Below are 20,701 nucleotides of genomic sequence, written 5' to 3' on the forward strand. Positions count from 1 at the left end.
ACAGCATCAACCCGCAAGAAGCGAGCGAAAGACTGGCGCCGTATCGAATATCAGCGACCGCGACGACGACCGCCGCCGCCACCACCGCCCTGCCCGCCAAAGCCTCCCGACGGTCCGCGACGCGGCCCCTGCCGCTGCTCCTTGCGCTGTCGCGAAAAGCTGTCGGCGCCGATATAGCCGAGGGATGTCTTCATCGGATCGGGTTGATTGGCGCCGCCCGGCTGGCGATCCTCGCCTTGGCGGTTCCGGCCTTGCTGGCCTTGGCCCTGCCCTTGTCGGTCGCCGCGGTTGCGTCGGCCCTGCGGTGGTCCCTTGCCACCGCCCACGCCCCGATCGGATCTCGCGCCCGGACCGTGCGCCAGCGGATTCGGAATCGGCGCGTCGCGCTCATTTCCCTGCGGACTGCCACCGTTGTTGCGGTTGCCGCGCCGTTTGCGATTGCGACCGTTGCGCCCGCCGCCTTCCTGGCCCGGGCCTTTGGCGTTTCCGCCAGAACGCCCCGGGCGCTCGGCGGAGCCGCCGGCTGCCTGGAACAGCGCACGGATGTCGCGTTCGTCAAGCTCCATCCAAGCCCCGCGCTTGAGCCCGCGCGGCAGGACCATCGCGCCGTAGCGAATTCGAATCAGACGACTGACGGCATGCCCGACGGACTCGAAAAGGCGCCGCACTTCGCGATTGCGGCCCTCGGAGATCGTCACCCGATACCAGCAGTTGGAGCCTTCGCCGCCGCCCTCTTCGATCGTGCCGAACTGGGCCATGCCGTCGTCGAGCCGCACGCCGTCAAGCAGCCGCTGCTTCTCCTCGCTGCTCAGGGCGCCGAGCACCCGCACGGCATATTCGCGTTCCAGGCCGAACCGGGGATGCATCAGCTGGTTGGCCAGCTCACCTGAACTGGTAAAGAGCAGCAGCCCTTCAGTGTTCAGGTCCAGTCGACCGACGGACTGCCACTTGCCCTGCTGCAGGCGCGGCAGCTTGCGGAATACGGTCGGACGGTTCTGCGGGTCGTCGTGCGTGACGACTTCGCCGACCGGCTTGTGATAGGCAATCACGCGCGCCGGCGGCGGCGCGATGCGATAGCGAATGGGCTTGCCATTGAGCTTGACCTGGTCGCCATATTGAATGCGCTGGCCGATATGGGCCGGCTCGTTGTTGACCGAGATCCGGCCTTGCAGGATGAGTTGCTCCATCTCCAGGCGCGAGCCCAGGCCGGCCTGGGCCAGGACCTTGTGCAGCTTCGGCGAATCGGCCTCGGGCAGGAGCACGCGCTTGAGCGGCGGCACCTCAGGGCTTTCCTCATCGGCATCGAACTGGCCGGAAATGACATCGGCGAAACGGATGGGCTCGGGCGGCGGCGCGTTGCGCTGCTCGCGCTCGGCTGCGCGGCGGGCCCGGTCGAGGTCGTCTTCCTCCTCGTCCGGCTCGTAGTCTTCGTCCTCATCATCGTCCGACGAGGATTCATCCGCTTCGCGAGCAGCCTCCGCCTGCGGTTGCTGCGCCGGATATTCTTCCTCGACCACGGGCGCCGGTGGCTCGGCGGGCGCTGCAGACTCGTCGGGCAAGGCCTCCGCCGGCACTTCCGCGACGGGCTTCCGCCGGCGCGGCCGCCGCTTGCGCGGGSTCTCGGATGCGTCCTCGGCCGCCGGAATGGCTTCTCCTTCCGCAGGATTGTTTGGCGCGATGTCCCCGCGCTCCTCGAAAACGGGTTCGGTCGGCAGCGTGGCTGCGTCGTCGGGATTGGTGGGGCTCATGGTCGGGTTCCGGAAGGGACAGCGGTGGTGTCGGCCTCATCGGGCGCTGCTTCTGCGTCGACGGGAGAGGAGGATGGGGATGCTTCGGGCATGGGGCTGTGTTCGGCGCCGCCATCCCTGAAGTCGTCAGGGGCATCGGGTTTGGCTTCCGCGTCGGTCGTCGGCACGACCTCACCGAAGCTGACGAAGGCTTCATCGACTTCGCGGACTTCGTCAAGCAGGGCTTCGGCCTGCGGTTGCGCTGCGATGTCGGACACGGCACCAACCGCTGCTTCGGTCGATGGTAACGAGTCCGGATCGATCAGGGCTTCTTCGATCGGCAAGGCCGGCTGGTCGCCGCCGGCCGCATGGTCGAGGGCATCGATCAATGCGCTTTGCTGCGCCGGCGATCCGATCACCGGCAACTGATCCAGGGAAGCGAGGCCCAAGTCATCGAGAAACTGCCGCGTGGTTGCATAAAGAGCGGGCCTCCCGACGGTCTCGCGGTGGCCGATGACCTCGACCCAGTTGCGATCTTCAAGCTGCTTGAGGATCTGCGAATTGATGGTGACACCCCGAATGTCCTCCATGTCTCCGCGCGTCACCGGCTGACGATAGGCAATGATCGCCAGCGTCTCAAGGGCGGCTCGCGTGTAGCGCGGCGGCTTTTCGGGGTGCATGCGGTCGAGGTGATCGCGCATTTCGGGTCGACTCTGGAAACGCCAGCCGCTGCCGACGCTCACGAGTTCGAGGCCGCGCTGCGACCAGTCTTCCTGCAGTTCGATCAACAGCGACTTGATGGTGTCGGCGCCCAGTTCGTCGTCGAACAGCACGCGCAGTTCGCGCACCGGCAACGGCTGGGTCGAACAGATCAAGGCGGTTTCGAGAATGCGCTTGGCATCCGCCGTATTCATGGTTCGCGTTATCCGGGAAAAGGCGCCTCGAGGACGCTTGTTCAGATGGATGGAAGAAGGCGCTGGAGGCACGCGGCATTCGCAGCGCGAGGCCGGCATCAGGTCGCCGGCGCGGCCCTCGGGACCGTCAGGCGCGATTGTAATCCAGCCCCCAGTTCGACAATGCGTGCACGAGGTCAGGCGGTGGCGGTGAGTGAAATTCCATCACCTCCCCTGTCATGGGATGCACGAATCCGAGCCGGAAGGCATGAAGCGCCTGTCGCGTCAGCCCGGCCGACTCGGTGCCGCCGTAAAGCGCGTCGCCGACAAGCGGGTGGCCGATCGACGCCATATGCACGCGGATCTGGTGGGTGCGTCCCGTCTCGAGGGTGCATCGCACTGCGCAGCCGAGTTCGTTGCTGTCGAGGGATTCGATGAGCGTGCGCGCCGGCTTGCCTGAATGACGCTCCAGGTCGACCGCCGCCATGCGGAGACGATTGCGCGGATCGCGGCCGATCGGGCTGTCCACGTGGCGCGCGCGGGCGCCTTGCCAGCTCCGGTGCGCGAGCGCGAGGTATTGGCGCTTGACGTCGCGAGCGGCGATCAATGCCACGAGCGCATCCATGGCAGCCCGGCTGCGTGCGACCACCATCAACCCGCTCGTATCCCGATCGAGCCGGTGGACGATGCCGGCGCGCGGGAGCAGTGCGGCCTTGGGGTCGAGCGCCAGCAGGCCGTTGAGCAGCGTGCCGCTCCAATTGCCCGGCGCGGGATGCACGACCAACCCTGCCGGCTTGTCGATGATCCGGAGGTGCTCGTCCTCGTACAACACCTCGATGTCCATCACCTCCGGCCGGAACGCTTGGCTTTGCGGCGTCGGTCGCAATTCGATACGACCCGATTCGCCGGCATGAACGGTCGCCGAAGTCTTGGTGACCACGCGCCCCTGGACCTCCACCACGCCTGCCTCGATCAGTTGCTGGAGGTAACTGCGGGAAAACTCGGGGACCAGTGCGGCGAGCGCACGGTCGAGTCGCTGGCCGTGCTGGCCTTCGCCGATCAGGAAAGTGCGGATCTCGCTGGCGTCGGACAGGTCGGCCGCCTCTTCGTGCTCGGCCACCTCGGAGGTGCCGCCCGAGGGGCCGGCCGATATAATTGAGGGCAACTGTTTCACGAAAGCCTTCTTTGATGTTTCGCGCCAAATTATCGGTTGTCCCTGGCTGGCTGGCCTTGTGCGCCGCTGCGTGGCTGGTGGCCGGCTGCTCGTCGCTCAAGGAGGACAAGACCGCGAACTGGAGCCCCAACAAGATCTACTCCGAGGCCAAGGACGAGGCCGACTCGGGCGCCTACGACAAGGCCGTGCCGCTTTACGAAAAGCTCGAAGGCCGCGCGGCCGGCACGCCGCTTGCCCAACAGGCGCAGATCGACAAGGCCTATGCCCAGTACAAGGCAGGCGACAAGGTCCAGGCCGTTGCCACGCTCGACCGCTTCATGAAGCTTCACCCGGCGAGTCCCGCGTTTGATTACGCGCTCTATCTCAAGGGCGTGATCAACTTCAACGACGATCTCGGCCTTTTCGCGTTCATGACGCGCCAGGACCTTTCCGAGCGCGACCAGAAGGCCGCCAAGGAATCGTTCCAGTCCTTCAAGGAATTGGTGACTCGCTTCCCCGAGTCGCGCTACGCACCTGATGCGCGCGCGCGCATGAACTACATCGTGAACTCGCTGGCACAGTACGAAGTGCACGTGGCACGGTACTACTACGAACGAGGCGCTTATCTGGCGGCCATCAACCGCGCTCAGGCCGCGGTGGCGGACTACCGGGAAGCTCCTGCGCTCGAAGAAGCGCTCTACATCATGGTCATGTCCTACGACAAGCTCGGCCTGACCGATCTGCGGGACGACGCACAGCGTGTGCTGACCACGAACTATCCGAAGAGCGCGTATATGACTCGCGGCTTCCGCGCCAAGGACGATCCCTGGTGGAAGCTTTGGTGAACCGGGCCGGTTCGCCTTCCTTCTCTCGCGCTTCACTTCATCCCGTGGCTCTGACCGCTTCCAACTCGGCCAGGGCGGCGTCGAAATCCTCTTCGTTTTCAATCCTCCGCATGGGGGGAAGCGCAGCCAGGAGGCGGCGGCCGTAGCCCATGGCGACGAGGCGTGTGTCGCAGATGGCAAGGACGCCCATGTCCGTCTCTCGGCGGATCAGGCGTCCGGCCCCCTGTTTGAGCGCGACGGCCGCCTCAGGCAGCGAATAGTCGCTGAAAGCGCTTCGCCCCTGAGACTCCAGGCGCTGGGAACGCGCCTCCACCAACGGATCATTGGGCGGCGGGAACGGCAGCTTGTCGATCACGACCAATTGAAGGGCATCGCCCGGCGCGTCGAATCCTTCCCAGAACGACGCCGATGCCACCAGCACGCAGCCGCTTCGACCTTCGCCTGCGCCCTCTCTGAAGCGGTCCATCAACGTGCGCTTCGGCAGTTCGCCTTGCACGAGCACTTCAGGACGAAGCCCCGCCTCCAGGCCTTCGAATTCCTGACGCATGGCGTCGCCGATGGTGCGCAATGCGCGCAAGGTCGTTGTCAGGACCAGGGTGCGGCCACCGAGCCGGACGGCGCCACGGGCGGCAAGCCGTGCCACGCGATGGCCATGCGTCGGGTCATTGGGCTTGGGAAAGGCGCGCGGGACGTAAAGGGCCGCTTGGCGGGCGTAGTCGAACGGGCTTTGAACACGCAGCACTTCGGCGTCGTCGAGGCCGCAAGGCTCGGTAAACCATCTCAGCTTGGGATCGTCTCCCAGCGTGGCCGAGGTGAATACCCAGGCGCGCCCGTCTTCTTCCGGATTGGTAGCGTCGGACTTGAGCACGCGCGTCCGCACCGCCTCGGCAATGTCGAGCGGCGATTCGACCAGCCGCAACTGCGAGCCCACATCCACCCAGCGCACCGAGCCCGTGGGGCACGCCTTGGCAAAGCGCTTTGCACGCTCGGAAAGTTGCTGCGCGCGATCGTGCAGACGCCCGAAATCGGGCGAAAGCTCGCTCACTGTATCGAGCGCCCGGCCGGCCGCCTCGAATGCCTGCTGCAAAGCGTCGAGCGCGCCCTGCCAGTCGTCCATCGGTATGCCTTCAGGCGACTCACCGGACCATCGCAGCTTGGTGCCCGGATACTGTTTGCCGACGGACAGTCTCAACTCACGCGCGCCATGCTCGACGGCCGCCACAAGCTGCTGCCAGTCGACCAGCCCGCGCGCATGCTGGAGTCCGGCCGCCAGCAGATCGCGGGCGAAATCGAGCGCCTGGCCGCTCCCGAGTTGAACCCCAAGAAACTGGACGCCGGTCTCGTTCAACTGATGTGCTTCGTCGAAAACCACCACCCGGACCGTCGGCAGCAACTCCGCCATGCCCGACTCGCGCACCGCGAGGTCGGCAAAGAACAGGTGGTGATTGATGACGACGACGTCAGCCGCCATGGCTTCACGCCGTGCCAGATTGACATGACACGGCTTGAACTGAGGGCATTGGGCGCCCAGGCAGTTTTCCCGGGTGGATGTCACCAATGGAATCAGCGGCGAACGCTCGTCCAGGCCCGGCAGTTCGGCCAGATCGCCGGTGCGAGTCGCCTTGGACCACTGCTCGATCTTCGCCAGGGTGCGCAGAGAGGCGCGCTCAGGTGATGCGTCGTGGCGCGCCAGATCGAGCCGGTGCAGGCACAGGTAGCTGGCGCGCCCCTTGAGCAAGGCGGTCCGCACCGGCAGTCCAAGCGCCGCGACAAGGCGTGGCAGATCGCGGCCGAACAATTGGTCCTGAAGCGTCTTCGTGGCGGTCGACAGGAGTACCCGCTCCCCGCTGAGCAGCGCAGGGACCAGATATGAGAATGTCTTGCCCACGCCGGTCCCGGCCTCGACCACCAGCACGCCGCCCTGTTCGATGGTGCGGGAAACGGCCAACGCCATTTGCGTCTGCCCTTCGCGTTCGCGGAACTGTTCGGCGGCATGCGAGAGCACGCCATCCTGCGCAAACGCCCCGCGCACTTCTTGCTCGAGGGACATCAGGCTGGCTCTTGCGGGTCGAGGGCGCGTTCGAGGCGCGAGATCTCGTCGCGCAGCGCAAGGCGACGCTTCTTGAGGCGCCGCAGCAGCAACTCGTCGCGCGAAGCGGCGTCCCCAAGGCGGTCGATGGAGGCGTCGAGGTCGGCGTGTTCGATCCGAAGCTCGATCAGCTGGCGCGAAATAGAGTGAAGATTGGAGTCCAACGTGCGCAATTCACAAACGGCGCAAGTTCACGGCTCTTCCGCGGCTTGCGTTCACTCGATAATACGTCTTCGTTCAGCTCACACGAAAACATGAGAGATCGCGCCATCGGCGCCTCCGCGCCCACATGACCCGAAGCTTTCGACTCGCCGCCGCCACCGGCCTCCATCAAGGCGATCGTCCCTACCAGCAAGACCAGGTCCTGATCATGACCCACCCGCGTGCGCCCGGCTGCGTGCTGGGCGTCGTCGCCGACGGCATGGGCGGTCGCAGCGGCGGGCGCAAGGCTTCCGACCAGGTCCTGATGACGGCGCGCCAACTCTTCGGGCGCTACAAGCCGGGCCGGGACGAACCGGTTGGCGTGTTGCGGCAAATGCTCGAAGACGCCCATACGGTGATCAAGCTCACCGCCGTGTCGAGCGAGCAGGAACCGCACAGCACGCTGGCTGCTTTCCTCATGAATCCCGAAGGCGATTGCGCGTGGATCCATGCCGGCGACTCGCGCATCTATCACTTCCACAAGGGCCGGCTGATCAAGCGCACCAAGGACCATTCTTACGTCCAGGTGCTCGTTGACCGCGGCGAGATCAACGACGTAGAGGCCAATCTCCATCCCCAGAGCAACATCCTCCTGGGATGCCTCGGCATGAAGTCGACGCCGCCACCGGTGGATATCCATCTCATCCCGCGCATGATGACCGGCGACGTATTGATGGCCTGCAGCGACGGGCTGTGGCACTACTTCACGCCCGAGGAAATGGGTGCACTGCTGGAAGATCAGCCCCCACGGGCCGCTGTCGAGTTGCTCGTAGCCGAAGCGCGTCGGCGCGCACGCGGGACTGGCGACAACATCTCCATCGTCGTGCTGAAGCTCGAGCCGCTACCGGCGGAAGGCTGAAGCCGCCGGAGGTCGTCGACTCAAGGAGTCGCCGGAACCGCAGGGGCCGGTGAAGTCGCGCCGGGTGCCGGCAGGGGTGCCGAGCGCGGCTTGGTCTTCGCCGCGTTCTGCCGCTCCAGATCGGCCCGATGCTCCTCGGCCTTCTTCAGCTTCGCTTCGTATTCCGCCTGCTGGCTCGGGCCCTGGGCCTTTTGATTTGCCGCCTTGGCCTGCTCTTCGGCGTGAGCGCGCTGCTTGTTCTCGAACTGGCGCTTCTGCTCCGCTTCCTCCGAAGCGGTCTGCGCCCGGCTTGCCGCATGTTCGGCCGCGCGTTGCTCACGGCCTTTCTGCGACTCCAGCGATTGCTCGCGCTTCGCGTCCGCATCGTGCGACTGCTGCGTCGGCTTCTGCTGCTCGAGCTTGTCGAGCTCGGCCGCGCCCCGGCGCTTGCGTTCGAAATCGTTGATCGCCGCTTCCTGCCGCTTGATGTCCTCGGTCTCGGCACGGCGGCGGCGCCGGCTGTCCTGAAGGCAGCCATCGACCGCGAACTTCTTGTAGCAAGCTGCCTGCTCGGTCGCGTAACGCGCTTCCACGGCCTTTCGCTCTTCGCTGAGGCGCGCGCGTTCAGCATCCAGATCCGCATTGGCGGTTGTGGCGGATGTCTGCGCCCAGAGAGGCAGGACAGCCAGTCCGAGCAGCATGGCGACGACAGTGCTCTTCATGTCATGTCAGGCGGGTATCGACGACACGACGTTCGAGCGCCAGGAATTCGGCCGACTGCATCTCATTGAGTCGGGAAACCGTGCGTGGAAACTCGTGCGCCAGTGGACCTTCGGTATACAACGCCTCGGGCGGAACTTCGGCAGACATGATCAATTTCACGCGTCGATCGTAGAACACGTCGACCAGCCATGTGAAACGACGTGCTTCCGACGCCATGCGCACCGGCATGTGCGGCACGTCGGACAGCAGCACGGTGTGAAACTGGGTTGCGATCTCGAGATAGTCGTTCTGGGACCGAGGACCACCACACAGCGTCTTGAAGTCGAACCAGACGACACCGCCGGCCTTGCGAAGCGCATGGATTTCGCGCGACTCAATGTGCAGCACGGGGTTCTCGTCGGCACTTTCGGCGAGGCGCTCGAAGGCCTTGCGCATCTCCTTGTCGGCGGCGGCGCCGTTCGGCGTGAGATAGAGGCGCACCTGTTCCAGCGTCCGGCGGCGGTAGTCCGTGCCGTTGTCGACGCTGATGACTTCGAGCCGCTCGTTCAGCAAGGCGATCGCCGGCATGATGCGATCCCGGTGCAATCCGCCGGGATAGAGGTCATCCGGCTTGAAGTTGGATGTCGTGACAAAGCCCACACCGTTCTCGAACAACGCCACCAGCAGGCGGTGCAGGATCATCGCGTCGGTGATGTCGGCGACGTGGAATTCATCGAAGCAAATCAGCCGATAGCGCTTGGCGATGCGCCGGCCGAGCTCGTCCAGCGGATTGACCGTGCCCTGAAGATCGGCCAGCTCGCGATGCACCTCGCGCATGAACTCGTGAAAGTGCAGGCGCGTCTTGCGCCTGAGCGGCACGGCGTTGTAGAAGCAGTCCATCAGGAAGCTCTTGCCGCGCCCGACGCCACCGTACATATAGACGCCGCGCGGGATCTCCGGCCGGTTGATCAGCTTCTTGAACGCGTTCGATCGCTGGGCCTTGAAGTCGGCCCATTCGCTCGCGCAACGGTCGAGCGCTTCGATGGCGCGCAACTGCGCGGGGTCGCTCTTGAAACCCCGCGCGGTCAACTCCGCGTCATAAGCCTGCCTGACGACGCCCACAGGTCAGAAGTTCAGCGTGCGCTTGTCGACGGCCAGAGCCGCTTCCTTGGTCGCCTCCGACAGCGACGGGTGCGCGTGGCAGATGCGAGCGATGTCTTCGGCGCTTGCCTTGAACTCCATGGCCACCACGGCTTCGGAGATCAACTCGCTGACCATCGGGCCGACCATGTGAACACCGAGGATTTCGTCGGTCGCCGCATCGGCCAGGAATTTGACCATCCCCGTCGTATCGCCAAGCGCGCGGGCGCGCCCGTTCGCGAGGAACGGGAAAGTGCCGGCCTTGTAGGCACGGCCGCTCGCCTTGAGCTGCTGTTCGGTCTCGCCGACCCAGGCGATCTCCGGCGATGTGTAGATCACCCACGGGATCGTGTTGAAGTTGACGTGTCCATGCTGGCCGGCAATGCGCTCGGCCACGGCAACGCCCTCTTCCTCGGCCTTGTGCGCCAGCATCGGGCCGCGCACCACGTCGCCGATCGCCCACACATTGGGCAGGCTGGTCTTGCAGTCGTCGTCCACGATGATCGCGCCGCGTTCGTCGAGCTTCAGGCCCACCGCTTCGGCATTCAGGCCGTTGGTGTTGGGCACGCGGCCGATCGAGACGATCAGCTTGTCGACATCGAGCGTCTGCGCGTCGCCCTTGGCGTCGGTGTAGGCGATGCTGATGCCGTTCTTGCCCGACTTGACTTCGCCGACGTTGACACCGAGATGGATCTTCAAGCCCTGCTTGTCGAAGGCCTTCTTGGCTTCCTTGGCGATCTGCTCGTCGACGGCGCCGAGGAAGGTCGGCAGCGCTTCGAGGACCGTCACCTCGGAACCGAGGCGGCGCCACACCGAGCCCATTTCGAGGCCGATCACGCCCGAGCCGATCAGCGCGAGCTTCTTCGGCACACCGCCGATGCGCAGCGCGCCGTCATTCGAAAGGATCTTCTCTTCGTCGAAAGGCGCACCTGGCAGCGCGCGGGCATTCGATCCCGTCGCCAGGATGATGTGCTTGCCGACGATGCTCTCTTCGGCGGCCCCCGCGACCTTGATCTCATAGCCGCCTTCGGCAGCTTTCGCGAAGGAACCACGGCCGTGGAAGAACGTGACCTTGTTCTTCTTGAACAGGTACACGATGCCGTCGTTGTTCTGCTTCACGACGGTGTCCTTGCGGGCCAGCATCTTCGCGACATCGAGGCCGAGGCCTTCGACCTTGATGCCGTGATCCGCGAAGCTGTGCTCCGCGTGCTCGTAGTGCTCGGACGATTGCAGCAGTGCCTTGGAGGGAATGCAGCCGATGTTGGTGCAGGTGCCGCCCAGTGCCGGACCGCCCTTGGCGTTCTTCCACTCGTCGATGCAGGCCACATTGAAGCCCAGCTGCGCCGCACGGATGGCGGCAACGTAGCCGCCGGGGCCGCCACCGATGACGATGACGTCGAATTTCTTGTCAGACATCCAGTGCTCCTTAGATGTCGAACAGGAGGCGTGCGGGATCTTCCAGCGCTTCCTTCATGGCGACGAGGCCGAGCACGGCTTCACGGCCGTCGATGATGCGGTGGTCGTAGCTCATCGCGAGGTAGTTCATCGGACGAACCACGATCTGGCCGTTTTCCACCACGGCGCGGTCCTTGGTCGCATGCACGCCCAGGATGGCCGATTGCGGCGGGTTGATGATCGGGGTCGACAGCATCGAACCGAAGACGCCGCCGTTGGAGATGGAGAAGGTACCGCCGGTCATCTCTTCGATGCCCAGCTTGCCATCACGTGCCTTGGCACCGTATTCGGCGATCTTCTTCTCGATGTCGGCAAAGCTCATCTGGTCGGCATTGCGCAGGATCGGCACCACCAGGCCGCGCGGCGAACCGACGGCGATGCCGATGTCGAAGTAGCCGTGGTAGACGATGTCGGTGCCGTCCACCGAGGCGTTGATCACCGGGTACTTCTTGAGGGCATGCACCGCCGCCTTCACGAAGAAGCTCATGAAGCCGATCTTGACGCCGTGTTCCTTCTCGAACTTGTCCTGGAAGCGCTTGCGCATTTCCATCACGGGCGCCATGTTCACTTCGTTGAAGGTGGTCAGGATCGCATTGCTTGATTGCGATTGCAGCAGGCGCTCGGCGATGCGTGCGCGCAGGCGGCTCATCGGCACGCGCTCTTCCGGACGGTCGCCGAGATTCGACACGCCCGTGGGCGCGGCGACTTGCGGCAGCGCCGTCTTCGGTGCACCGGTGGAAACGGGCACGGGCGCCGCGACCTTGGCGGTCGTGCCGGCAGCCACTGCACCCAGCACGTCGCCCTTGGTGACGCGGCCGTCCTTGCCGGTACCGGTCACGTCGGCCGTGCTCAGCTTGTTGTCCGCGAGCAGCTTGGCGGCGGCGGGCATCGCGACGTCGGACTTCGACGTGCCGGTTGCTGCAGCAGCCGGTGCCGAGGCCGGAGCGGCCGCGGGTGCAGCCGCCGATGCGGCGGCAGGTGCCGCAGCGCCGGCCTTGCCTTCGGTGTCGATCTTGGCGATCAGTTGATCGGCCACGACGGTGGCGCCGTCGCCCACGACAATCTCGGCCAGCACGCCGGCCGACGGGGCCGGCACTTCCAGCACGACCTTGTCGGTTTCGATCTCGATCAGGATTTCATCGACGGCGACCGCTTCACCGGCCTTCTTCTTCCACTGGAGCATGGTGGCTTCGGCCACGGACTCGGACAGCTGGGGGACTTTGACTTCAACGATGGACATTTTTATGCGTTCCGCTTCGTGTTTCTTTGTGAATTGAATCGAGTTCTTCTTACTTGGTCAGCACGAAGCCCTTGAGCTTGGCGAAGGCGGCGTCGACGAGCGCCTTCTGCTGTTCCTGGTGCAGGTGCGAGTAGCCCACCGCAGGCGATGCCGAAGCGGCACGGCCGGCGTAGCCCAGCTTCTGGCCTTCCAGCATGTTCTCGTGGATGTAGTGCTGCACGAAGAACCACGCCCCCTGGTTTTGCGGCTCGTCCTGGCACCACACCACGTCGACGAGGTTGGGGTACTTCTTCAGTTCGCCGGCGAATGCCTTGTGCGGGAACGGATACAGCTGCTCGACGCGGATGATCGCCACGTCGTCGGTGCCCTTCTCCTCGCGCTTCTTGGCCAGGTCGTAGTAGACCTTGCCCGAGCACGCGATGACGCGCTTGACCTTGTCAGCCTTCAGATCCTTGGTGTCCGGAATGACCGTCTGGAAGCCGCCCTTGGTGAATTCGGACAGCGGCGAGGTCGCATCCTTGTTACGCAGAAGCGACTTCGGCGTCATGATGATCAGCGGCTTGCGCAGGCTGCGCACCATCTGGCGACGCAGCACGTGGAAGATCTGGCTGGCCGTGGTCGGCTGCACGACCTGCATGTTGGTGTCGGCGGAAAGCTGCATGAAGCGCTCGACGCGCGCCGAGCTGTGTTCCGGACCCTGGCCCTCATAGCCGTGCGGCAGCATCAGCGTAATGCCATTGACACGGCCCCACTTGACTTCGCCGGATGCGATGAACTGGTCGATCACGACTTGCGCGCCGTTGACGAAATCGCCGAACTGCGCTTCCCAGATCACGAGCGTGTTCGGATCATTGGAGGCGTAGCCGTATTCGAACGCGAGCACCGCTTCTTCGGACAGGATGGAGTCGATGACGACGAATGGCGCCTGGTTTTCGGCCACGTTCTGCAGCGGCACGTAGGTGCCGACGTCGAACTTCTCGCGGTTCTGGTCGTGCAGCACCGCGTGACGGTGCGTGAAGGTGCCGCGGCCGCTGTCTTCGCCCGAGAGGCGGACGGGGTAGCCGCTGGCGACCAGCGAGGCAAAGGCCATGTGCTCGCCCATGCCCCAGTCGACATTGACCTCGCCACGGCCCATCGCCGCGCGATCGTCGAGCACCTTCTTGACCAGCGGATGCACCGTGAAGTTGTCGGGCGCCTTGGTGATGCGCTCCGCCAGGCGCTTCCATTCCGCGGTGGGAATCGCCGTGTCGCCAGCATCGGTCCATTTCTTGTTGAGGAAGGGGCTCCAATCGACGGCGTACTTGCTCTTGAAGTTGGTGAGGACCGGGTCCGACGTGTTCTTGCCGGCGTCGAATGCCGCGCGTTGCGCCTTGACCATGTCGTCGCCGAGCGTTTCGCCCATGCCTTGGGCCGCGAGCTTGTCGGCGTACAGCTTGCGCGTGCCGGGGTGCTGCGCGATCTTCTTGTACATCAGCGGCTGGGTGAGCGCCGGCGTGTCCTGCTCGTTGTGACCGAGCTTGCGGAAGCAGATGATGTCGACGACCACGTCCTTCTGGAATTCCATCCGGAATTCGAGGGCGAGCTGGGTAGCGAGCACCACAGCTTCGGGATCGTCGCCGTTCACGTGCAGCACGGGTGCTTCGATCATCTTGACGATGTCGGTGCAATACAGCGTCGATCGGCTGTCGCGCGGGTCGCTGGTGGTGAACCCGATCTGGTTGTTGATCACGATGTGCACCGTGCCGCCGGTGGAATAGCCGCGCGTTTCGGCCAGCGCCAGTGTTTCCATCACGACGCCCTGGCCTGCGAAGGCCGCGTCGCCGTGCACGATGACCGGCAGCACTTGCTTGCCGAGCGGATCGGCGCGACGGTCCATGCGGGCGCGCACGGAGCCTTCGACCACCGGGTTCACGATTTCGAGGTGCGAAGGATTGAAAGCCAGGCTCAGGTGCACCGGGCCGCCGGACGTCGACACGTCGGAGCTGAAACCCTGGTGGTACTTGACGTCGCCGCTCGGCAGGTCTTCGGGTGCGGTGTGATCGAACTCGGCGAACAGGTCCGCGGGCAGCTTGCCCAGCGAATTGACCAGCACGTTCAGGCGACCGCGGTGCGCCATGCCGATGACGATTTCCTGCACGCCACGGCGGCCCGCCTGGTCGATGAGTTCGTCCATCGAGACGATGAAGCTCTCGCCGCCTTCGAGCGAGAAGCGCTTCTGGCCGACGTACTTGGTGTGAAGGAAGCGCTCGAGGCCTTCGGCCGCGGTCAGGCGTTCAAGCACGCGCTTCTTCTGCTCGGGGTTGAGCTTCGGATTGGTGCGGGCGCTTTCGAGCTTCTGCTGCCACCACCGCTTCTGCGCCTGGTCGGTCATGTACATGTACTCGGCGCCGATGGTGCCGCAGTAGGTTTCGCGCAGCGCGTTGAGCAGGTCGCGCAAGGACATCGTGTCCTTGCCGAAGAAGGTGTTGCTCGTGTTGAACACCGTTTCGAGGTCGCTGTCGGAGAAGCCGTAGAACGACGGCTCGAGTTCCGGAATGGCCGGACGCTCGGTGCGCTTGAGGGGATCGAGGTCTGCCCAGCGGGCGCCGACATTGCGATAGGCGGCGATCAGTTGCTGGACGGCAGTGCGCTGGCGGCCGAGCTCGGAGTCTGCGCCGCTGGCAACGACCACCTTGGTCGTGCCCTGCTTGGCACGTTCAGCGAAGGCGTTGACGACCGGCAGGTGCGGCACGTCTTTTGCATTGGTTCCGTCCGTGGCGGGGACGTTTTGCAGCGCGTCGAAGTACGAGCGCCAGTTGTCGGGCACGCTGCCCGGATTGGAGAGATAGTTTTCGTACATCTCTTCGACATAGGGCGCATTGCCGCCGAAGAGGTAGGTATTGCCTTGATAGGCGCTGTAGACGGACGAAGACGTCGACGAAGAATCGCTCATATTCCGCTGACCTTCGCTTCCCTGAAGGAAGCACTAGCTGGTTAAGAAACCTTCCGCGACACGGCTGAACCGATTGGCGGATGCGACTGTGGCTGGGGAAGGGCCTGAGTACGGCGGGATTGTAGCTCGCCCCCAGGTTGCCCCGCACTTCGTGTCGGGGCGCCCACCCCCCACCGGGGGCAACACCAGCGGCCCGGCAAAGCCGGTTCCGCGGTATTTCTGGAATACGGTAGTGCGGGTGGTTAGAGCAGTTGCTTGATTTGCTCTAGTGTGGAGGGATCGTCGATCGTTGTCAGATCGCCGGGGTCGCGCTGTTCGCAGACTGCCTGGATCGCCCTGCGCAGCAGCTTGCCGCTGCGGGTCTTGGGCAACGCTGTCACGAAGCGCACGCGCGCCGGACGGGCCAAGGCGCCCAGGTCGTCGGAGACGCGCTTCATGATTTCTCCTTCCAGTCGCAATGTCGAATCGGCATCGGCGGCTGCCACGGCGTTCTTCGGCACGACGAACGCCATGGCCACCTGCCCTTTCAGCGAATCCGCGACGCCCACGACCGCGACCTCGGCGACATTCGGATGGCCCGAGATGCTTTCCTCGATCTCGCGCGTGCCCAGCCGATGGCCGGCGACGTTGATCACGTCATCGGTGCGGCCCAGGATGTAGAAATAGCCGTCCTCGTCACGAATGCCCCAGTCGAAGGTCGAATAGACCATCTTGCCCGGGATGCTTTTCCAATAGGTATTGACGAACCGCGCATCGTCTTTCCAGATCGTCTGCATGAAGCCCGGCGGCGTCGGGCCTTCTATGGCGACAACGCCTTTTTCGCCTGCACCGGTCAGTTCCTCGCCGGTTGCCTCATGGAGGATCTTGACCTTGAACCCGTACATCGGGACTCCAGGACTGCCGAGCTTGCTGGGCGTGCGCTCGACCCCGTTGGCCACGGTCAGGATCGGCCAGCCGGACTCGGTCTGCCAGTAGTTGTCGATGATCGGAACGCCCAGGCCGTCCCCGATCCAGCGCCCGGTGGGCTCGTCCAGCGGCTCGCCGGCGAGGAACAGCGCGCGAAGGCTCGACAGGTCGTATTTCTTCAGCAGTGCGGGGTCCTGCCTCTTGAGCACCCGCACGGCCGTGGGCGCGCTGAACATCGCCGTCACCTTGTATTTCTCCACCAGCCGCCACCAGATCCCGCCATCGGGTTGCTGGTCGATGCCCTGCGTGGGCAGGCCTTCGTACATGATGGTCGCCATGCCGGCGATCAAGGGGCCGTAGACGATGTAGCTGTGGCCGACCACCCAGCCGATGTCGCTGGTCGAGAAATACGTTTCGCCGGCGCGGCCGTCGAAGATGTGCTTCATGCTCGCGGCAAGCGCCACTGCGTAGCCGCCGGTGTCGCGCTGCACGCCCTTGGGCTTGCCGGTCGTGCCGCTCGTGTAGATGGTGTAGCTGATGTCGGTCGCGTCCAGCCACGTGCATGGCACCGGCGTGTCGCGGTGCTTTTCGAAAAGCGGCGCCGCGAGGTGGTCGCGACCTTCTGTGAGTGCCATCGGCGCCAGGCCGCGGTCGACGAGCAGCACGGCCGAGGGCTTGTGGGCCGACAGCCGGATCGCCTCGTCCAGCAGCGGCTTGTACGCCAGCACCTTGTTGCCGCGCGATCCCGCGTCCGCGCTGACGATGACCTTGGGCGATGCGTCCTCGATGCGCGATGCCAGCGATCCGCTGGCAAAGCCGCCGAAGACGACGCAGTGGATGGCGCCGATGCGCGCGCAGGCCAGCATCGCGAACGCGGCCTCCGGAATCATCGGCATGTAGATCAGTACGCGGTCACCCTTGCCGACCCCGAGTTCGATCAGGCTGGCGGCCGTGCGCTGGACTTCGGCGTGCAGTTCGCGAAAGGTATAGCTCTTCTCGACGCCGGTTTCGGTCGATACGAAGATCAATGCGCGTTGACCTCCCCGGGTCGAAAGATGCCGGTCGACCGCGTTATGGCAAAGATTCGTGGTCCCGCCCGCGAACCAACGCGCGAATGGCGGTTGGCTGGCATCCAGGATTTGCGTTGGCGGCGTTTTCCAGTCGATCAGGGCGGCCTGATCGGCCCAGAAGGCCTCCGGCGTGTCGATGGAACGGCGATAGAACTCCGCATAACGACTCATGGGCTTGTCTCCTGCTTCAGGGTCAATCTGAATTCTTAATTATGGGCCTCGGCCTTTCGGCAAACTGACGCGCGGACTCGTCCCTGGTGCGAGCGAATAGCTTGCCTTCAATCGACCCACTGAGCCAGCGCCGACTCAGCTCTTGTCTGGTAGACCGTAGCACCCTGCTCCGAGGCGATGCGCACGGCGGTACGCAGCCAACCTTCGGCGAGCGCCGCGTTCGCGGCCGAGTCCGCCAGCGCAAGCTCTGCACGCAGCCGCCACAGCTCCGAAACATGGATGCCCACTTCCGGCGAAATCAGCGTGTCGAAAGTGCGCGTGACGAGCGCGAACGCCTCCTTGCCGCGGCCGCCCCGCCTCAGCGCTTCGATCATGACCAAATGCGGATACACGCCGAGAAAACTGTGCCTGACCGCCGTGTCGTGGTTCGCCTCCATCATGGCCAGCCCAGCGGCGATGTCGCCCTGCTGTGTGCGCGCCAGGCCGAACATGAATCGCCCCAGCCCGTGCTGCAGCGGCAAGTCGTATTTCTTTGCCACCTGCATCTCGCGCTCAGCCATGTTCTGACAGGCTTCGATGTCGCCGGCCGGTTGCATGGCGACGCTGCCGTTGCCGAGGGCGAATGTCAGGCTGAGCGGGTGTTGCACCGACTCCGCAAGCGCCAACGCGGAGTCCAGGCTGGTGGCGGCATCCTGCGCCAGACCCCCCAGGCCCAGCCCGATGGCGGTGCAGCAATGGGCACAGACACCCAGGTCATGACCCGCATACACCTGGGACAGGCGGTGATGGCGCTGCGAATCGTAGCGGCGAATGCCTTCGCGGGTCATCTCCAGCATCTTCCCGGTCTGGCCCGTGAAGTACCAGAAGCCCCAGCGGTGATGCAAGCCTTCCATCTGCAGATCGTCATCGCCCAGCTTGCGGCTGATCTCCAACAATTCCTCGCCCAGCGTGCGGGCATCGTCGAACTGGCGCGAGTTGGCCTTGGTGATGTACAGCCCCCATGTCGCCTGAAACAGTTGCCGTTCGGAGTCGGCCTCCTTGGCCAGCGCATAGGCCTGCGTCAGCACCGCTGCCATGTCATGGCTCAGCGGCCCGGACTGGATGTTGAAGGTCGCACCAAGTTTGAGCTTCGCTTCGATCGTGCAGCGCGCACGCGTCGCGGCGTCGGTGATTTGCTCTGCCTGCGCCAGCGCGGCGTTCAGGTTGGCGATGGCTTCGGCATGGGCCGAGCGCCACCCCGACCTTTCCGCGGCGAGCATCCAATACGCGCACGATCGCTCTGGCTGCGCAGCGCGGTCGAAATGGTGGGCAACAATCTCAGGCGCGCTGACGGCCGAGGTGTCCTGCTGCGACGCCAGCAGTTCGGCAATTCTCAGGTGCAAGGCCTGGCGACGGCTGCGCGACAGGCTTTGGTACGCCGCCTCCTGCACCAGCGAATGGTTGAAGCTGTAACCACCCTGCTGCGGGTCCTCGGTGGCGAATACGAGGCCTGCGCCGAGCAACCGGTCCAAGCCCCCGCGCAGCGTGGCCTCCTGCACGCCGGCAATGGCGGCCAGGAGCGGGTAGGAGAAATGGCGCCCGATCACGGAGGCCACCAGCGCAATGTCCTCGGCTTCGCCCAGACGATCCAGCCGGGACATCAGGGAATCCTGCAGTGTCGAGGGCACGAAAACGGCGTGCGCAGCCTGCATGTCGATCACTGCCTTGGTGAGTTCTTCGACATACAGCGGCACCCCATCGCTGCGCTCCACGATCTGCCGGATCAGCGCCTCGTCGATCGGCCAGGTGCCAGCGGCACGGCGGGCCACCGCAGCACTTTGATCGAGTCCCAGGGGCTTGCATGAAATGGCCGTGGCGTTCATGTGCTCGCCCCAGGGCTTGCGGAATTCGGGCCGGTGGCTGACAAGGGCCAGCACCCTGCACGATCCGATGCGCGACAGCAGCCGCTCCACCAGGATTTGCGTCGTGGGGTCGCTCCAGTGCGCGTCCTCCAACAGCAACAGCACCGGCACATCGTCGGGCGTGGCCAGCATGAAGTCTTCGAGGATGGCGAGTATTTCCAGGTTGCGCTGCGCGGTGGTCATCTCCATCGGCGACAGGCGGTCGGGTGTTGGAAGTTCGAGCAACTCTGCGATCAAAAGCAGGTCCCGGCGCGAAGTCCGGCCGAGGCGCGGCAGCAGGGCTTCGAGCTTGCTCAAATTCTCTTCAATCGCGCGTTCGGGCTGAATTGCGGCTTCATGCCGCAGCAACTGAGTCAGCGGGTACAGCGCGCTGTTGCGGTGATAGGGAGAGCATTGGCAGCGCAACAGCCGATGCGGCGTGTCACATACCCGCTCCGCGAGCGCCTCGAGCAACCGCGACTTGCCCATTCCTGCTTCGCCGCCGAGCAACACGAGGTGGCCATTGCCCTGGACCGCACGTTGCCATGAATCGAGAAGGAAGACCTGTTCCCGCTCGCGCGCGACGATCGGCCCGGCAAGTCTGCCGCGCGATGCGGCGAACCGACTCTCGACGCTGCGTTCGCGCACCACCTTCCAGACCGGAACGGGCTTGTCAAAGCCCTTCAGCGCGTGTTCGCCGGCGGACACGTACTCGAAGAATTCGCCGCTGAGTTGCCGTGTCATCGGGCTCACCAGCACGCTCCCAGGTTCGGCAAGCGCTTGCAGACGGGCTGCCAGATTCGGCGTATCGCCGACCACTGTCTGTTCGTGTCCGTCACCGGCAGAGTGCCCGACGACCAGGCCCGTGGCGACGCCGACGCGGGCCTGCAACGCCTGGCCATCGGGGCGCTGCAGACCAGCGACCGCCATCACCATCTCGAGCGCCGATCGGATCGCGCGCTCAGTCGACTGTTCCTGTGCCTGGGGATAGCCGAAGTAGGCCAGTACCCCGTCCCCCAGGTATTGGGCGATGTGGCCGTCGAAGCTCTCAATCACGCGGGCGCAGGCATCGCGATACCTGCGCAACAACTGGTCCAGGTCCTCGGGGTCGAGCTGGCTGGCGATCGCGGTCGAGCCCACCAGGTCCGTGAACACCACGGTGACCTGGCGGCGTTCGACCTCCTTGGCGACCGGAGCAGGCGCAACGGGGCCGGCAGGCATGGTGGTGGCTTGCCGCAGCTTGGACGCCGCGGCGAGGAGCTTGCGGCGGTGGCCGAGCGACAGCCCTAGCTTTTCAAGGTCCTGTTCGGTCAGGTCCGGCACGACCGTCACGTCGATGTCGTTGCTGGCGAAGACCTCGCAATACCTCTCAAGGCCAAGACCTTGGAGCCACGAGCTGATGTCTGACATTCGAGGACCTCACGACGATTCGTAAGCGCTCCTTGATTTCCTTGGAAAA

The 20,701-nt window shown here is 64.8% G+C and carries 14 protein-coding genes; 2 read left to right on the top strand and 12 right to left on the bottom strand.

All coding sequences use genetic code 11. The features are described 5' to 3' along the window. Positions 1-50: 50 nt before the first annotated feature. From AC1DN9_RS22525 to AC1DN9_RS22535, 3 genes are all read right to left on the bottom strand, one after another. Positions 51-1,748, bottom strand: coding sequence for a pseudouridine synthase (locus AC1DN9_RS22525; RefSeq protein ID WP_478103828.1), 1,698 nt, complete (start codon positions 1,746-1,748; stop codon positions 51-53). Further along, the gene (gene scpB / locus AC1DN9_RS22530; protein ID WP_478103829.1) at positions 1,745-2,641 is read right to left on the bottom strand and encodes an SMC-Scp complex subunit ScpB; all 897 of its coding nucleotides are present in this window, start codon (positions 2,639-2,641) and stop codon (positions 1,745-1,747) included. The genes AC1DN9_RS22525 and scpB overlap by 4 nt, the downstream gene beginning before the upstream one ends. A gap of 127 nt (positions 2,642-2,768) precedes the next feature. Beyond that, the gene (locus AC1DN9_RS22535) at positions 2,769-3,794 is read right to left on the bottom strand and encodes an RluA family pseudouridine synthase (RefSeq protein ID WP_478103831.1); all 1,026 of its coding nucleotides are present in this window, start codon (positions 3,792-3,794) and stop codon (positions 2,769-2,771) included. A 14-nt stretch (positions 3,795-3,808) separates the two neighbouring features. Between AC1DN9_RS22535 and AC1DN9_RS22540 the strand changes: the two genes are divergently transcribed. Next, positions 3,809-4,618 carry an outer membrane protein assembly factor BamD gene (locus AC1DN9_RS22540; RefSeq protein ID WP_478103832.1) on the top strand — a complete coding sequence of 270 codons (810 nt, stop codon included), beginning with the start codon at positions 3,809-3,811 and terminating at the stop codon, positions 4,616-4,618. Between the two features lie 37 nt (positions 4,619-4,655). On the opposite strand, the gene AC1DN9_RS22545 is transcribed toward AC1DN9_RS22540, so the two are convergent. Further along, positions 4,656-6,668, bottom strand: a complete 2,013-nt coding sequence (locus AC1DN9_RS22545; protein WP_478103834.1) for an ATP-dependent DNA helicase — start codon at positions 6,666-6,668, stop codon at positions 4,656-4,658. Beyond that, a complete protein-coding gene (locus tag AC1DN9_RS22550) occupies positions 6,668-6,871 on the bottom strand; it encodes a DUF465 domain-containing protein (protein WP_478103835.1) in 204 nt (67 codons plus the stop codon). Before AC1DN9_RS22550 ends, AC1DN9_RS22545 begins: the two co-directional genes overlap by 1 nt. A gap of 125 nt (positions 6,872-6,996) precedes the next feature. Here AC1DN9_RS22550 and AC1DN9_RS22555 point away from each other — a divergent pair, with 125 nt between their 5' ends. Then, complete coding sequence (locus AC1DN9_RS22555) at positions 6,997-7,767, top strand: PP2C family protein-serine/threonine phosphatase (protein ID WP_478103837.1); 771 nt, start codon at positions 6,997-6,999, stop codon at positions 7,765-7,767. A 20-nt stretch (positions 7,768-7,787) separates the two neighbouring features. On the opposite strand, the gene AC1DN9_RS22560 is transcribed toward AC1DN9_RS22555, so the two are convergent. The 7 genes from AC1DN9_RS22560 to AC1DN9_RS22590 all read right to left on the bottom strand — a co-directional run bounded on the left by AC1DN9_RS22560 (position 7,788) and on the right by AC1DN9_RS22590 (position 20,652). Continuing rightward, on the bottom strand, positions 7,788-8,468 hold the full coding sequence (locus AC1DN9_RS22560) for a hypothetical protein (RefSeq protein ID WP_478103838.1): 681 nt from the start codon (positions 8,466-8,468) through the stop codon (positions 7,788-7,790). 1 nt (position 8,469) lies between these two features. Then, the gene (gene zapE / locus AC1DN9_RS22565) at positions 8,470-9,570 is read right to left on the bottom strand and encodes a cell division protein ZapE (protein WP_478103839.1); all 1,101 of its coding nucleotides are present in this window, start codon (positions 9,568-9,570) and stop codon (positions 8,470-8,472) included. A gap of 3 nt (positions 9,571-9,573) precedes the next feature. Then, positions 9,574-11,004, bottom strand: a complete 1,431-nt coding sequence (gene lpdA / locus AC1DN9_RS22570; protein ID WP_478103841.1) for a dihydrolipoyl dehydrogenase — start codon at positions 11,002-11,004, stop codon at positions 9,574-9,576. Between the two features lie 10 nt (positions 11,005-11,014). Continuing rightward, positions 11,015-12,283, bottom strand: coding sequence for a 2-oxoglutarate dehydrogenase complex dihydrolipoyllysine-residue succinyltransferase (odhB, locus tag AC1DN9_RS22575; RefSeq protein ID WP_478103842.1), 1,269 nt, complete (start codon positions 12,281-12,283; stop codon positions 11,015-11,017). Positions 12,284-12,332: 49 nt separating this feature from the next. Then, positions 12,333-15,215, bottom strand: a complete 2,883-nt coding sequence (locus AC1DN9_RS22580; protein WP_478103843.1) for a 2-oxoglutarate dehydrogenase E1 component — start codon at positions 15,213-15,215, stop codon at positions 12,333-12,335. Between the two features lie 242 nt (positions 15,216-15,457). Beyond that, the gene (locus AC1DN9_RS22585; protein ID WP_478103845.1) at positions 15,458-17,362 is read right to left on the bottom strand and encodes a propionate--CoA ligase; all 1,905 of its coding nucleotides are present in this window, start codon (positions 17,360-17,362) and stop codon (positions 15,458-15,460) included. 107 nt (positions 17,363-17,469) lie between these two features. Beyond that, entirely contained in the window at positions 17,470-20,652 is a 3,183-nt protein-coding gene (locus tag AC1DN9_RS22590) for an adenylate/guanylate cyclase domain-containing protein (protein ID WP_478103846.1), read from the bottom strand. Between the last annotated feature and the right edge of the window lie 49 nt (positions 20,653-20,701).

This window comes from Variovorax sp. 05L425 (assembly GCF_056397705.1).

What these genes read in the sequence shown, in the direction of transcription:
- scpB (WP_478103829.1), bottom strand. Translation starts at nt 2,641, where the DNA reads ATGAATACGGCGGATGCCAAGCGCATTCTCGAAACCGCCTTGATCTGT.
- AC1DN9_RS22540 (WP_478103832.1), top strand. Translation starts at nt 3,809, where the DNA reads ATGTTTCGCGCCAAATTATCGGTTGTCCCTGGCTGGCTGGCCTTGTGC.
- AC1DN9_RS22545 (WP_478103834.1), bottom strand. Translation starts at nt 6,668, where the DNA reads ATGTCCCTCGAGCAAGAAGTGCGCGGGGCGTTTGCGCAGGATGGCGTG.
- AC1DN9_RS22555 (WP_478103837.1), top strand. Translation starts at nt 6,997, where the DNA reads ATGACCCGAAGCTTTCGACTCGCCGCCGCCACCGGCCTCCATCAAGGC.
- AC1DN9_RS22560 (WP_478103838.1), bottom strand. Translation starts at nt 8,468, where the DNA reads ATGAAGAGCACTGTCGTCGCCATGCTGCTCGGACTGGCTGTCCTGCCT.
- lpdA (WP_478103841.1), bottom strand. Translation starts at nt 11,004, where the DNA reads ATGTCTGACAAGAAATTCGACGTCATCGTCATCGGTGGCGGCCCCGGC.
- odhB (WP_478103842.1), bottom strand. Translation starts at nt 12,283, where the DNA reads ATGTCCATCGTTGAAGTCAAAGTCCCCCAGCTGTCCGAGTCCGTGGCC.
- AC1DN9_RS22580 (WP_478103843.1), bottom strand. Translation starts at nt 15,215, where the DNA reads ATGAGCGATTCTTCGTCGACGTCTTCGTCCGTCTACAGCGCCTATCAA.
- AC1DN9_RS22585 (WP_478103845.1), bottom strand. Translation starts at nt 17,362, where the DNA reads ATGAGTCGTTATGCGGAGTTCTATCGCCGTTCCATCGACACGCCGGAG.
- AC1DN9_RS22590 (WP_478103846.1), bottom strand. Translation starts at nt 20,652, where the DNA reads ATGTCAGACATCAGCTCGTGGCTCCAAGGTCTTGGCCTTGAGAGGTAT.